The following is a 15,029-nucleotide window of genomic DNA, read 5'->3' as shown; positions in this document are numbered from 1 at the left end:
CTCCAAAGCTCATGCAACCATGTATGGGTAAGTTTGGGTAAGTTTAGTAGAACGGAAAACTACGCCAAAGAAAATGGATACTTTGATGTTAATCAATACAACAATATCTATAATCCAGAGGCATATTATCAAACTTTAGGACCAGAAATCTGGAAACAAACAAATGGAGAAATTACTCACTTTGTGATGACTGGTTCTACCTTTGGGTGTATATCAGGTACAGGAAGCTTTCTCAAGGAGTGTAATCCAAAAGTTAAAGTTATATTGGCAGATCCCGTAAACTCAAATATTTATGCCTACTACTATAGCAACTATAGTAATTCCAAAAATGATTTAAGCTTAAATTCAAGTCTTGGTCAATTCTCAATTATTGGAATTACTATAGTTGCTATAGTAATTCCAAAAATGATTTAAGCTTAAATTCAAGTCTTGGTCAATTCTCAATTATTGAGGGAGCTGGAAAATCTGCACCGACAAAATGCCTGGATTTTTCTGTGATTGATGAAGTTGTGAAGGTTTCAGATGAAGAAGCAATTTCTACTTGTCATCAACTAGCTAAGGATGAGGGTTTACTGGTTGGTGGCAGTAGTGGTCTTAACGTTTTTGCTGCCAAACTTATTGCAAATCGTTTAGATCGAAAACAGGTAGTAGTTACAGTTCTCTGTGATAGTGGAATTAAATACCTATCCAAAATTTACAATCAAGAGTTTCTCAGTAAAAATGGTTTAAAAATTGAAAGTAGTGTTTCAACAATTAATAATTAATTATTAATTATTAATTATTAATTATTACCTCTCCTTGAAAGCGGATAGGATTGACGAACAGGAAAAATTTTTCTCTCTTGTTCGATTGAATATGGCGAGGTAATAATTAATTATTAATTATTAATTATTAATTATTACCTCTCCTTGAAAGCGGATAGGATTGACGAACAGGAAAAATTTTTCTCTCTTGTTCGATTGAATATGGCGAGGTCTCCTCGCCATCCCTTGACCGCTTGTTTCTCCTTTAAAGCAGAAGCTTTAAACCTTAATTATTCGGTAATTTTTTTTCAGTATTGAGTGTATGGATGAAGTATAATTTAAAATCCTGACATTTTCGGTTTATTTTTGTTTTGAAGTAATAGCAGCGATCGCCAGTCCAATTAACAATATAATTGCACCAAAAAAAACCATGATAGAAGGAACTTCACCAAAGAATAAATAACCTAAAAAACTAGCTCCAACAGGTTAAAATAAAATTGCCAAAGTAACTAAAGTAGGAGACAACCAGCGTACTGCCCACATCAAACTTGTATTCCCTACTAATTGAGGAAATAATGCCATCAATAATAAGTAAAAGTAAACTAAACCAGGATAACCAGAGTAACCAACACCTAAAATTAAGGGAAGAGGCAATAATACAATTCCAGCTACAGTAAAAACTACCACAAGATAGCCACCAACACTAAACCCTTTAGTTTGAGCTTCCCGTCCTAGAAGTATATATAAACTCACTGCCCAAGCTCCAATCATAGCCAAAAAGTTTCCCAGCAGAGGGTTAATACCTGTATACCCCCCACCAATATCTGCTAAACCAATGGTTAACCCTCCAACCATAGCTATTACTATGCCAATAACTGTCTGACGAGAAAGTCTTTCCTTCAACCACCACCGCGACAACAAAGCTACCCAGATGGGATTAGTATTTACTAGACTGGTAGAGGCCGCGATCGAAGTGTAGGATAAAGAAGTAATCCAAAAAGCAAAATGGACTGCGAGGCAAACTCCTGCTCCTACTGCATAGGGTATTGCTCCCGACTGGAGACTCTGCCACTGAATTTTCGACCATGCGGGTACTAATAATAAAGCAGCGATCGTCACCCGCGAGGCAGCTATTACGAGACTAAACTCTACCCCACTCATGCCAGCAGAGAGACTTGCCAACCTGATTAATATTGCACCTGTAGATATTGCCAAAATACCGATAGCTAAAACTAATATAATTTGCCAGTTAGAAGGTTTCATCAGAAAATTAAAAATGGTATGATTGAGTTTAACCAATTATTAGTTAAGTATGCTAAAGCTAACTATTATAGTTTTAATTATTCTCATAGGTTCTGCTCTTTGCTCTGCTACTGAAACAGCCTTACTTTCAGTTTCTCCCATTAAAGTGCAACAGTTAGCACAGTCTAAAAAACCAGCAGCATTAGCACTGTGGGGAATTAGGAAAAAAATTAATCGCCCAATTGCTACTGTTGTGATTATTAATAACATTTTTAATATAGTTGGTAGTATTTTAATTGGTAATATTGCAGCTTCGGTTTTGGGAAATGCTTGGTTAGGAGTTTTTTCTGCAATATTAACTTTTTTGGTAATAGTTTTTGGGGAAATTATTCCTAAAACTTTAGGTGAACGTTATGCCATGCAATTTGCCTTAACTGTGGCTATACCTGTCCAAGGGTTAACTTTTATATTTACTCCTATAGTTTGGTTGATGGAAAAAATTACTTCTCCTTTTACTAAGGGGCAGAAATTACCCACCACTAATGAAGCAGAAATTATGTTTTTGACCAGAGTAGGATATAAGGAAGGAGTTATTGAGGGTGATGAAGCTGAAATGATTAGAAGAGTATTTCGGCTCAATGACAAAAATTCTTTTGATATTATGACACCTCGAATAGCGACGACTTATCTCTATGCTAATGCAACTCTGAATGAGGTAAAGTCAGATATTATTTCTTCTCAACATAGTCGCATTATTGTAATTGGAGATTCTATAGATGATGTACTTGGTGTAGCGTTAAAAAATGAATTACTTAAAGGAATTATAGAAGGAAAAGATAGTAATAAAATTTATGATTTTATGCGAGATGTTAGATTTGTTCCTGATACATTGAGAGTCGATATATTGCTAAAAGAATTTCAGAAATATCGTCAACATTTGATGGTAGTTTTAGATGAATATGGAGGAATGTCGGGGGTGGTTACTCTGGAAGATGTTTTGGAAGAATTAACTGGTGAAATTGTGGATGAAACCGATCAAAGTGTTGACCTACAAATTTTGGCAAGGATGAGAGGAAAAAGAAAGTTAAAAGATGAGTAGATTTTGAAGAAGGTGGTAGGTGGTAAGTGGTAGGTTTTAGGTGGTAGCTTAATTAAGCGGAAAGAATAGACATATGCAAAAATCGAAAATAAAAGCAATTCTTATCTATAAATTGTCAATTGTTTATTCCTGTTCCCTGCTCCCTCTTTTGGAGGAGATGTCTATTAGACATCTGGTAAAAATCCAAAATCAAATCAATTCTCACACATAAATTATCAATTATTCCCCTCCTGGGAGGGGTTAGGGGTTGGGTTCCCTACTGCCTACTGCCTATGCGTGGAGGAGATGTCTATTTAATATTAGGACATCGGGTAATTATGATTATTCATGACGCGAGCAAGATGCTCGCACTAATTGTTAAACACCAACCTTGTGGTTGCTATAATTGCTGTAATACCAATTCATAAGCATTAATGCTGGCGTTGCTGAAGCGTGTGTATAATATTAATCTTTATTACTTAGGAGTCAACCCACCCCTCGCCCCTCCCCCTCCTGGGAGGGGGAGTTAGAACTTAGGAGGGAAGGAAGAAGAAGAAAGAACAGTAGAAGGAGAAAGTTTTTTGTTTGTTGGTGCACAACGCACGTTAACGCGAAGCGTTGCGTCAGCATCATCGCGTAAGCGGAACGGAGTTCTATAGCGCTCTTATCCGGACATGATATCATACCTCAAATCACCAACCCCGCATTAATGCTATATTTCCTTAAGACTTCAATTATTAAGTAATATCATGTCCGGTAGCATCGGTATTGTAAGCGCGAAGCTAAGGAAGAAGGAAGAGGGAAGAAGGCTATTGAGCAAGAAAAAAACCTAAATTTCCTGTAGATATTCACCCTTGGGTTTACACAAACGATACCAACGGACATGATATAATAAGTAAGCTTCAATAATGTTTTTAACAATTCTAGGCACTAAGTGAAGATATATTATTCCTAGAAACCCTAGGACCTACGGAGGTTGTATGTAACCTCCCTACCTACCCTCAATAAGATGTAGCAAGAATGCGCGAGAAATGGTATAAACTCTTTTTTTTAGTAAATTTTCCTTTTTTCTTATAGTTGCGTTACACTATTTTCTATATAGCAGTCGAAGGAAAGGTTAGGACATATCAAAAACTCAAAACTCAGACAATGGAAGTTTTTTCCTTCTTCTTTCTTCCTTCTGCTGTACATATCAAATTTTAATTATTCACAAAAAAACAATGCTACCAACAGTTTTAATTACTGGTGCTTCTCAAGGTTGTGGCAAAGCAACAGCACTTTTATTTGCTAGAAAAGGATATAATATTGTCTTAGCTGCTAGAACACTAGACAAATTAGCAGAAACAGCTAATGAAGTTAGAGCAAACGGTCGTTCTGCTTTGGCTATTCCTACTGATGTTACTGATGTTAAACAAGTGGAATATTTGGTGCATAAAGCTATAGATTTTTATGACAAAATCGATATATTAGTTAATAATGCTGGTGTTTGTTTGACTGGTGCAATGGAGCATACAACATTAGAAGATTTTCAACAATTAATGAATGTTAATTTTTTCGGTTATGTGAATACAATAAAAGCTTTATTACCCCATTTTTTGGAAAATCAATCTGGCACAATTGTTAATGTTGGTTCTTTTGGTGGGAAAATGCCTTTGCCAAATATGACTGCCTATTGTGCTAGTAAATATGCAGTTACTGGATTAACTGATACTTTACGTCTGGAATTACAGTCAAAAGGAATTAATGTTACTTCTGTACAACCAGGGGTTATTAATAGCGATTTTATGGAAAGAGCGCAGTTTCGTGGTGGGGATAATTCTGAAGTAGAAAGTAGTCGTCAACAAATGAATTCTGTTTTAACATCTAATTTTGTTAGTCAGCCAAAAGATATTGCTGAAGCTATCTGGAATGCTGTAAAAAATAACCAGTCTGAAGTAGTAGTAGGTCCGGCTGTTTTAGCAACAGAAACTTATCGATTATTCCCTGGTTTAGTTCAGTTTATGATTGGAAAAAGTTGAGGATAATTTATGATGAAGTAGTTTAGCGTTCGCTAATAAATTGTTAGGTCGAAATTGAATAATATAGTTTTTGCTGGCAGTAGAGCAAACGGCAGTTTATCCTACAATATTTACTCTTATAGCAGAAGGAAGAAGAAAGAACCGAAGTTTAAAAAATCTTACTTTGTCTAAGTTTTAAACTTTTTATTTGTCCGAACCTTTCCTTTGACTGCTATATTACTAAATGCTGAATTATACCAATGCTACTGGATTTGATATTATAGCAGTATTTTCTTTAGCGTTTGATAATAAATTTGACTAAAAGCTCACTACCAAATACTATAAACAAGTATTAGATTACATTGCCCTTAATTATGGCAATAATATTTTACTAGAAGATATGGCAGCAAAAGTCAATCTTAGTTCTTCCCATTTCTCCCGATTGATAAAATTGATATAACTCTAAACTATAGATAGTTTTAAATTATGGCTTACTTAGAAACACAACGTCTTATATTGAGAGACTTTCACCAACAATACCTGTATCAGCTTGCACCAATTCTTGCTAATTCAAAAGTTATGAAATTTTCTCATACTGGAATTTTATCACCCTTACAAACCAAAGAAAAAATCCATAGTTTTATTAATTCATACAAAAAAAATAGATTTGAAAAGTGGGCTGTTATCCTCAAAGAAACTAACAAATTAATCGGCTATTGTGGAATTGCAATAGAAGAAATTGACAAAGTGCATGAGCAAGAGATTGGATATCGATTTGCTCCTGAGTTTTGGGGTAATGGGTTGGCAACTGAAGCAGCATTAGCAACAATTCAATACGCATTTAAACAACTCAAATTTCCATACATCCTGGGAATTGTTGAACGAGAAAATATAGCATCAGTAAAAGTGCTGGAAAAGTTGGGTATGAGATACGAAAATCAAACTATATTTCATGGCATTAAAATGGATATCTATCGGTTAAATGCCTCGCCCTAAGATTGTATTAAAGCAGCAAAAAATCAAAAAAAAATCTTTTTGCAAATACTATCTGTTCTAAGGAGAAGTCATTATTCATTATTAATTGTTAATTATTAATTGTTGAACTGTAGCTATTCCAATCAAGCTCATTTCTCCCGTTGAAAAATATAAAGTGAAGTACCCAATACAAAAGGTAATATAAACTTGAAAAATCATTTTAATAAAGTCGTAGTAATTGGTGCTAGTCGTGGTGTAGGTGCTGCTGTTGCGGAACACATTGTACCTTCCACTACCGAACTCATCACAGTTTCTCGTTCTCCTTCTAACTTTGGTAATTGGATCGAAGCTGATATTAGCAACAAAACCGGAATTGAAATTGTTACTAATGCTGTAGGTAATTCTCCGTTAGATGCACTTTTATATATGGGTGGTACTTGGGAAACTCAAGCTTTTACCAGCGAATATTCCTTTGAAAAATGTTCCGATCGAGATATAGAAAACGTAATAGCAGTAAATCTTGTAGCACCTATTCGTTTAGTAAAATCTCTATTACCCACACTGCGTCAAGCAACAAATCCTAAAATAATTTTTATGGGTGCGTTATCGGGTTTAGATAATTTTCCAGCACGGGAAGTCGCCAACTCCGCGTCAAAATTTGGTCTTCGAGGTGTAGTTCATGCACTGCGGGAAGAACTCCGTAAAGATCGTATTGCAGTAACAATTATTAACCCTGGGGATATTGTTACTCCTGAAGTATTAGACGACCTCAAACAAGCTGGAAAATCAGAAACCGATGCCATTCCGTTATCAGATTTATTAAGCGTAATTGACTGCGTACTTTCTCTGTCGCGCTCGACTTGTATCAAAGAAATTCAACTCCCGGCGATGAATGCTAAAGGTGCATGATATTATTTTTTAATCTTTAACATTGTTTCTTTCGTTTGATGTAAAAATGCCTCAATTAACGGTTTTCCAAACTGCAAAAATGGTTCTACAATTTCATTGCCTGCTGTCTCTGGAGTACCAGAATTAAAAGTAGGTATCGGATTATATTCCATCATTAATTATGTCATTTTAGCCATTTCTTCTCCCCAAATTAGACTTACTAAAGTTAGACCAAAATCAATGCCTGAAGTAACCCCTGCTCCAGTAATTCGATTCCGATCGACAACAACTCTTTCAGGAATAACTTCAACTCCTAACATGGCTAAATGTTCTCGAAATGCCCAATGACAAGTTGCTTTATAACCTTGTAAAAGATTAGCTGCTGCTAGAATTAATGAACCAGTACAGACGCTAGTTATATATTTGGTGGTGTTGCTTTTCTGTTGTAAAAAACTGATGATTTCCGCATCTTTCATCACTTCAATTTGCCCCATCCCACCACCAGGAATACAAATCATATCTAATGTTGGACAATTATCTAGTGTCGTTGTTGGCGTAATTAATAATCCTTCATTACTCACAACAGGAGTTAAAGTTTTCCACAGTAAATGTATTTTTGTATCAGGTGGAAAAGCTAGAACTTGATAAGCTCCCATTACATCTAATTGAACCACATCTGGATAAACTAAAAAGCCAATATTAAATTCTTTTGTCATCATCAAATATTGCAATAAAATGTTTTGTCTGAAATAATTGTCAAGGAAAAATGTTTATTTGAATAGTATCCAAGTGGGTATATTTTTCAGATATGAACAGCCTAATAAAAAAACGCGGACATATCAAAAGCTTAAAACTTAGATCAAGCCAAATTTTCCTTTTCTAGCAGATAACTTATCCCCTAGATGACCTTCTTCCTTATTTCTCTAATTTAAATTTACAAAGTCCAGTCACTTACTAAAAGATATCTCCAATAATAAAACATCAAATCAATTATCGTACAGAAATTATCAATTATTTCTCCCCTACTCCCTACTCCCTACTCCCTACTCCCTACTCCCTTAAAGTAAATTCCTAGATTTGAGCTGCAAATATCTATCTACCAATTCTGTGCTAATTTGATTTGCTGGCGCATCTAAAACCAAAACTCCTTTCTGTTTCAACTGAGTAAAAGCAACTTGTCTTTGAGATAATAAATCTATTGCTACAGCACGAGTATAAGCAGCATGACTTTTTTCATGTACCTGCTGATGTTCTCCAGAAACAGTGGGAGTATGAGCTAATTTTTCCACCAATGGGTCGCACAAAGCCACACAAAACGGTAAATAACGAGGCGTTAACCTTGCCAATGCTGCCAACAGTTCCGCAGAAGCAGTAGTATCCACAATATCAGTAATTACGACTACCAAAGCACGACGGGTTTGTTGCTTAACCACTCTAGTAACTGCTTCGACATAATCTGGTTCCCGCAAAACTGGTTGAATAGGTGTCAGACTTTCAATTAATTTTGATAATTGATTTTTTCCCCTCTCCGGTGGTATCCAAGTGCTGAGTTGACGCTCAAATACTCCCACACCCACACGATCGCCCCTACTCAACCCTGCCATTGCTAATGACAAAGTAGCATTCAAACCCCAGTCAAACCGTTTTAAACTCTGCACCTGGGCAGTCATCAACCTCCCCCCATCAAGTAAAATAATCAAAGTTTGCTCCGTTTCTGGTTCCAATACCCGCACTAAGGGGCGACTACGACGAGCAGTAGCTTTCCAGTCAATGAAGCGTATATCACCACCAATACCATATTCCCGGAGTTCGGAAAATTCTGTTCCCATTCCCAGAGGTCGCTTTTGACGCATCGTGCCAGTATTTTGTAGAGAGAGACGGATCGAGAGCGATCGTAACCCCAGCAAATCTGGGTAAACTGCCACCTGTTGACTTGCCGGAACTTGCCATTGCTGCCACGCTAAACCCCACTGTCCCAATTGTCGCGCCCGAATATTTCCCCACTGAAACTCACCTCGTTTATCGGGGTTGACATGATAAGTTAATTCTTGACTGCTGTTAGGTTCAACTATTGCTGAGAGAGTAGTAGAGGAAGTTGCAAATTCTGGGGGATAATCATCATGCAAGATAATATTTGCCCTGTGTTTGCCAGACTTAACCGATATAGTAATATCATTATCTCGCCCAATGGAAAGCTTCTCTAAAGGGTAGCGCGCTAGTTTGACTCGATGAGGTTTCACTGTAACTCCATCCCAAACAGCCAAACTACAGATAATCACATCAAACAGTGCTAGTGCCATCAAACTTATTTGTCGGTCGAGCAAAATAGTGATGACTGGCGCAACAACCATTCCTAACAATAATAGTAAATATAAACGTTTTGAAGGAATCATTTCGAGTCATACCAAATTCAAAAAATAATCCTAAAAATTAGGACTTGTTAAGTAGATTAATCATATCAAATTTATTATAATTAATAACTGTATAATAGGTTTTGGCTTTTGCAAGATAAGCTTGTATTAAGTTAGGTTGAAATGGCAAAAGATATTTACCATCAGATAGTTAAAACAGCATTGGTGAAGGATGGATGGACAATTACTGACGACCCTTTACGACTTCAATTCGGTAGTCGGACGCTTTATGCAGATTTGGGGGCAAAAAAGCTTTTGGCCGCTCAAAAGGAGGGACAACGAATTGCAGTAGAAATTAAAAGCTTCTTAGGTGTATCCCCTATTAAGGATTTAGAACAAGCGTTGGGTCAATACATTATCTATGCACAAATTTTGTCCCAGCAAGCTCCAGAACGTTTGTTATATATGGCTATTCCTCAAAGCGTATTTTCAGACTTCTTTTCAGAAGAACTACCAAAGTTTGTTGTTAAATTTAATCAAGTTAAACTACTAATTTTCCAACCAGAAACAGAGGAGGTTGTGCAATGGATAACTTAAATTTATATCGAGATATCATTGAAAAGATTCTTCAAGAACACGCGAATATTCCTTATGCTTATGGTGAAATTGAAGAGTACTTAATTATTGATAAGGAACGTAACCATTTCTTACTATTAGATGTTGGTTGGCAACAAAAACGTCGCGTTCATGGTTGCATTACTCATATTCAAATTATTAATGGTAAAATATGGGTTCAACGAGATGGAATTGAAGATGGAATTACTCCAGAACTTGTTGAGGCAGGAATTCCGAAATCAGATATTGTTTTAGGGTTTCATCCGTCTGATGTACGACACCATACAGGTTACGCGATCGCCTAGTAGTTGAAAGATGGGGAGATGGGGAGATCAAGAAATATTTGGTAATGGTTGAAGATGGAACATTTTTTTATACAGAATTAAACGGATTTGATATAATATCATGTCCGGATGATTAGTGATAAAAAACCTTATCCCTTTAAACTTTTCTTTCCCTTCTGCCTTCTGCCTTCTGCCTCCTTTAAGACTATTTAAACTTATCTTAAAGTGAAACTGTTAATATACAATCGATCCATTAAACATATATACAACTAGGAAGATTAATGACTGACCCACAACTCAGACCATTAGGTACTTATGAAACAGGCATATTTGATGAGAGTGCTGCCGAAATTCCAGCTTACGACCCCAATACACAAAGAGTGTTTGTTGTCAAGGCAAATGAAGCAGCTATTGATGTACTAGATATTAGCGATCCCACCAACCCCAATCTAATAGATCAAATTGATGTTTCCTCCTTTGGCGCAATTGCCAACAGTGTTGCAGTTAATCAAAATGGCATCGTAGCAGTAGCGATCGAAGCTGATGTCAAACAAGACCCAGGCACCGTTGCCTTCTTCAATGCAGATGGGGAAACTCTCAACCAAGTAACTGTGGGTGCATTACCAGATATGCTCACCTTTACCTCCGATGGCACAAAGGTATTAGTAGCAAATGAAGGAGAACCCAACGACGACTACACCAACGACCCAGAAGGTTCTGTTAGTATTATCGACATTTCAGGTGGAGTAGAAAATTTAACTCAGGCAGATGTCTCTACTGCTGATTTTTCTGCTTTCATTGGTCGGGAAGAAGAATTGCGTAACAAAGGCGTTCGGATCTACGGTCCTGGGTCAAATGCAGCTCAAGACCTCGAACCAGAATTTATTGCTGTAGATGGTAACGACACCAGAGCATTTGTCACTCTGCAAGAAAATAATGCTGTAGCAGTGGTAGATATTGAAAATGCCAACATTGTAGATGTTCTGCCATTGGGAGCAAAAGACTACAGTCGCGGTCTTCCCTCCCTGACACAATTTGAATTTTCTGACCTGCCAGTTTTAGGTACAACCGAAGGAGGTGATGATATTCTCCTGGGTGGTTTATCTGGACTATGGTATGAAGGTACAGACGATGACGGCAACCTACAATTTGTCACCGTACCCGACCGCGGACCAAATGGCGCACCCACAGACGTAGATAATGACGGCGATAACGAAAGACCATTTGCCCTGCCAGACTATCAAGCTAGAATTGTTCGCTTTACATTAGATGAAGGCAGTGGCAATATTGAAATTACTGAAGAAATTCTCCTAAATAGGCAAGACGGTACAACTCCCATCACAGGTTTACCTAACATTCCTGAAGTAGACGAAGAACCAGTAGACCTATTTGGCAACCTTCTAGACTATGACCCCTTTGGTGCAGACCTCGAAGGTATTGTTATTAATGATGATGGTACATACTGGACTGTAGATGAATATCGCCCCGCCATCTATCACTTTGATGTTGATGGGTCACTCATCGACCGCTTTGTACCTGAAGGAACAGCAGCACTAGCAGAAGCAGCAGAGGGAACCTTTGGCACAGAAACCCTACCCGCAGAATATTCTAACCGTCGTCGCAACCGTGGTTTTGAAGCTATTGCGCTGGATACAGATGAAGATATTCTCTACAGCTTTATTCAAACACCTCTAGCAAATCCCAATCGCACTGCATCTGACAACTCCAGTGTTATTCGGATGTTAGGTATCGACCCAGAAACTGGGGAACCTGTAGCAGAATATGTCTACCTCCTAGAAAAACCAACTGTAGACCCAGACAACGGTACACTATTAGTTGATAAAATGGGAGATGCTGTCTATACTGAAGATGGTAAATTCTTAGTTGTAGAAAGAGATTCCTCGGTTACTGCTACAGGCAAAAAGTTTATCTTTGAAATTGACCTAAAAGGTGCAACTAACTTACTTGCTGACGATGCGCCAGAATTACCAGAAGACATAACTCTAGAACAATTAACCGCAGATGATTTAGCAGCATTAGAAATTCAAGCAGTTAATAAAACTAAAGTAACAAACTTACCTTCAATTGGTTATATCGCCGGAGACAAAGTAGAAGGTCTGGCATTATTACCAGAATCAGATGATGGAGAATTCCGATTAGCGGTACTCAACGACAATGACTTTGGTCTCTTAGATGAACAAATTCCTGGTGATGGCACTCTACCCCTTAATTCCGATCCAGTGCCAGTAGTTCTAGGTGTAATTGATTTCTCAGAAAGTAATCAAATTGACCCTAGCGATCGCGATGATGGCATTAATTTAGGTAACTGGCCTGTTTTTGGGTTATTGCAGCCAGATAGTATTGCTTCCTTTGTGATAGAAGGTGAGACCTATTATGTCACAGCAGATGAAGGAGATGCCAGAGGTTATGATGCTCTGGATGAAGAAGCACGGGTAGGAGATGATGAATATGTACTCGACCCTGATGTTTTTGATGTTGCTGCACTAGAGGATGATGCTGCTATTGGTCGTCTAACAGTGACAACGGAAGATGGAGATATTGATGGTGATGGCGACTACGACCAAATTTTTGCTAATGGGGGTCGGTCTTTCAGTATTTGGGATGCTGCGGGCAACCAAATATTCAACAGTGGGGATAGTATTGAACGAGAAACTGCAGAGCAAATTCCAGAGAACTTCAACTCAAACCGAGACGAAAATACTTTTGACGATCGTAGCGACAATAGTGGTCCTGAACCCGAAGCTATAACTACAGGAGTTTTAGGCGATAAAACCTATACTTTTGTTGGTCTGGAACGTACAGGGGGCATTATGGTTTATGATGTCAGCAACCCCACCAGTCCTGATTTTGTGCAATACATTCCTAACCGCGACTTCTCTGTTGAGTTCGAAACTGATGCTGATAGAGACCCAGACCCTACCCCAGAGCAATTATCAGCAGCAGGGGACTTAGGACCAGAAGGATTTAAGTTTATTTCCCCAGAAGATAGTCCGAATAGGGAGGCGTTATTAGTAGTTGCTAATGAAATTAGTGGTACTACTACTGTTTATGAGTTTAGCCCAAACCAGGATATTCAGGGAACTCCAGGTGATGATAACCTCGAAGGTGGTACGGGTGATGACAACATTAATGGTCTTGCTGGTAATGATACTCTCAGTGGCCTGGGTGGCAGCGATACTATTAGTGGTTCTGCTGGCAACGATGATATTAATGGCAACCGTGGTGATGACCGCGTTAGTGGTGGTGATGGTGATGACCGCGTTAATGGTGGTTTGGAAAACGATACCATCTTTGGCGGTAATGGAGATGATAACTTAATCGGTCGTCTTGGTAATGACCGGATGTTAGGAGGTAGTGGAGAAGATACTCTCAGTGGTGGTCAAGGTCGCGATCGTCTCAATGGTGGTGAAGGTAATGATATTCTCACTGGTGGTGCAAGTATCGACCGCTTTATTTTTGCTGCCAATGATGAGTTTAGTCAGGTGAGTTTAGGGGTGGATGAAATTACAGACTTTAACCCAGACTTAGATTTAATTCTACTTGACTTAACAACTTTCACAGAAATTACTACTACTTCGGGTGAGGATATTGGGGATGAATTTGAAATAGTAGAAAGTAATGGTGATGCTGGCAATAGTGAAGCGATCGTTGTCTACAATTCTACTAATGGTGCTTTATTCTATAATGCTAATGGCAGCGATGGTGGTTTTGGAGATGGCGGTCAGTTTGCAACTTTGACTGGTACTCCAACTATATCAGCAGAGGATTTCGTAATCAGATAATATTTCTATCTAGTTAGTCTTTGTAGGTTGGGTTAAGCGATGGTCCAATCCAAAAATAACTGATGATACTATTATCTAATTATTTGTTTGGGATATATCTGGATGTTGGGTTGATCCTACGGATAAGCTAGTGCTAAAGTTCCTCAACCCAACCTACTCTACTTTTAATTGTTATCTGTTTCGATTTAGTTTTTGTAGATTGGGTTAAGCGATCGCGGAGCGGAACGGATGTTCTATCGCGCAACCCAACAATAACTGATGATATTATGGTCTAATTATTGTTTGCTGATTAAATCTCAAAGCATTTACATCTAAAGACTTTACTCTTTTTTTTCTTTCAAAAAAAGTGCCTGGTTTTCAGCTCTTGATGCTCAAAAAGGAGCGTATTTTAGGCGCATAGTTGGGCAAAAAAATCATTCTGACAATTGTTACTCCTACATCCTCGCTCATTCCTATTTCTCCTGTCTTCCCCTCCTGGGAGAGGTTAGGGGTGGGTTGTCTCTTACCCCTACTAAAAGACTTTTGAGCGCAAACAATAATTAGGGTTTGCGATATATCAGGACTGACGCACATATTCTACATATAGCGATAAATAATACTATTTCCCCCTACAGATGGTGGTTTAAAAGTCAATTTGCGTAAGTCCTGATATCTTGATGTTGGGTCGATCCTACGGATAAGCTGGCGCTAACGTTCCTCAACCCAACCTACTCTACTTTTAATTGTTATCTATTTCGATAATGAGAAACAGGAATTATGCTAATTTTCCCGAAATGAGTCATCTGTAATTAATTCCTCAAACTCTGCAACTGAACTAACAGTAATTGTTTCTACAAGTAACCGTTTTAGCAAAGCTAATATCATGTTCGGACGGGTCAGTTATAATAAAATTTAAGGACTCCGGGTATCGACAGTACCAAACAAATACTTAAATTATCAATACCCCCAATACGAATATTTGTTCTTTTTCTCCAATATTTCCTCCTGACTCCTGAGGACTGACTCCTGAGGACTCACAACAGTCATTTATAAGTATTCAACCGTTAGCGTAGC

13 protein-coding genes are annotated in these 15,029 nt (G+C 37.9%); 9 read left to right on the top strand and 4 right to left on the bottom strand.

What is annotated here, in order from left to right; genetic code table 11:
- Together D5R40_RS23740 and D5R40_RS23735 are read left to right on the top strand one after the other, a co-directional pair.
- Positions 1 to 414: pyridoxal-phosphate dependent enzyme (locus D5R40_RS23740; RefSeq protein WP_124155302.1), on the top strand; the 414-nt coding region annotated here is incomplete at its 5' end.
- The gene (locus tag D5R40_RS23735) at positions 360 to 764 is read left to right on the top strand and encodes a pyridoxal-phosphate dependent enzyme (RefSeq protein WP_124155301.1); all 405 of its coding nucleotides are present in this window, start codon (positions 360 to 362) and stop codon (positions 762 to 764) included. The genes D5R40_RS23740 and D5R40_RS23735, both read left to right, overlap by 55 nt.
- A gap of 465 nt (positions 765 to 1,229) precedes the next feature.
- Here D5R40_RS23735 and D5R40_RS23730 read toward each other — a convergent pair whose 3' ends face one another.
- Entirely contained in the window at positions 1,230 to 2,006 is a 777-nt protein-coding gene (locus D5R40_RS23730; RefSeq protein ID WP_338043263.1) for a DMT family transporter, read from the bottom strand.
- A 49-nt stretch (positions 2,007 to 2,055) separates the two neighbouring features.
- Between D5R40_RS23730 and D5R40_RS23725 the strand changes: the two genes are divergently transcribed.
- The 4 genes from D5R40_RS23725 (at position 2,056) to D5R40_RS23710 (ending at position 6,944) form a co-directional block, all read left to right on the top strand.
- Entirely contained in the window at positions 2,056 to 3,084 is a 1,029-nt protein-coding gene (locus D5R40_RS23725) for a hemolysin family protein (protein WP_124147391.1), read from the top strand.
- Between the two features lie 1,199 nt (positions 3,085 to 4,283).
- Positions 4,284 to 5,081 carry an SDR family NAD(P)-dependent oxidoreductase gene (locus D5R40_RS23720; protein ID WP_124147390.1) on the top strand — a complete coding sequence of 266 codons (798 nt, stop codon included), beginning with the start codon at positions 4,284 to 4,286 and terminating at the stop codon, positions 5,079 to 5,081.
- Between the two features lie 465 nt (positions 5,082 to 5,546).
- Positions 5,547 to 6,056 carry a GNAT family N-acetyltransferase gene (locus tag D5R40_RS23715; RefSeq protein WP_124147389.1) on the top strand — a complete coding sequence of 170 codons (510 nt, stop codon included), beginning with the start codon at positions 5,547 to 5,549 and terminating at the stop codon, positions 6,054 to 6,056.
- 186 nt (positions 6,057 to 6,242) lie between these two features.
- On the top strand, positions 6,243 to 6,944 hold the full coding sequence (locus tag D5R40_RS23710; RefSeq protein WP_124147388.1) for an SDR family NAD(P)-dependent oxidoreductase: 702 nt from the start codon (positions 6,243 to 6,245) through the stop codon (positions 6,942 to 6,944).
- Positions 6,945 to 6,946: 2 nt separating this feature from the next.
- Here the strand turns inward: D5R40_RS23710 and D5R40_RS38020 are convergent, their stop codons facing one another.
- The 3 genes from D5R40_RS38020 to D5R40_RS23700 form a co-directional block, all read right to left on the bottom strand.
- The gene (locus D5R40_RS38020; RefSeq protein ID WP_205127545.1) at positions 6,947 to 7,099 is read right to left on the bottom strand and encodes a hypothetical protein; all 153 of its coding nucleotides are present in this window, start codon (positions 7,097 to 7,099) and stop codon (positions 6,947 to 6,949) included.
- A 3-nt stretch (positions 7,100 to 7,102) separates the two neighbouring features.
- Complete coding sequence (locus D5R40_RS23705) at positions 7,103 to 7,642, bottom strand: DJ-1/PfpI family protein (RefSeq protein WP_205127544.1); 540 nt, start codon at positions 7,640 to 7,642, stop codon at positions 7,103 to 7,105.
- A 339-nt stretch (positions 7,643 to 7,981) separates the two neighbouring features.
- On the bottom strand, positions 7,982 to 9,316 hold the full coding sequence (locus D5R40_RS23700) for a DUF58 domain-containing protein (RefSeq protein ID WP_124147387.1): 1,335 nt from the start codon (positions 9,314 to 9,316) through the stop codon (positions 7,982 to 7,984).
- 141 nt (positions 9,317 to 9,457) lie between these two features.
- On the opposite strand from D5R40_RS23700, the gene D5R40_RS23695 reads away from it, so the two are divergent.
- The 3 genes from D5R40_RS23695 (at position 9,458) to D5R40_RS23685 (ending at position 13,976) form a co-directional block, all read left to right on the top strand.
- Positions 9,458 to 9,871: an element excision factor XisH family protein gene (locus D5R40_RS23695; protein WP_124147386.1), complete on the top strand. Its 414-nt coding sequence runs from the start codon at positions 9,458 to 9,460 to the stop codon at positions 9,869 to 9,871.
- The gene (locus D5R40_RS23690) at positions 9,859 to 10,194 is read left to right on the top strand and encodes a XisI protein (RefSeq protein ID WP_124147385.1); all 336 of its coding nucleotides are present in this window, start codon (positions 9,859 to 9,861) and stop codon (positions 10,192 to 10,194) included. Before D5R40_RS23695 ends, D5R40_RS23690 begins: the two co-directional genes overlap by 13 nt.
- Positions 10,195 to 10,454: 260 nt before the next feature.
- Positions 10,455 to 13,976 (top strand): choice-of-anchor I domain-containing protein, encoded by a 3,522-nt coding sequence (locus D5R40_RS23685; protein WP_124147384.1) that lies wholly within the window; start codon positions 10,455 to 10,457, stop codon positions 13,974 to 13,976.
- Positions 13,977 to 15,029 lie beyond the last annotated feature (1,053 nt).

This window comes from Okeania hirsuta, from assembly GCF_003838195.1.
Taxonomy (GTDB): domain Bacteria; phylum Cyanobacteriota; class Cyanobacteriia; order Cyanobacteriales; family Microcoleaceae; genus Okeania; species Okeania hirsuta.
This window is presented reverse-complemented; position numbering and strand designations above follow the sequence as displayed.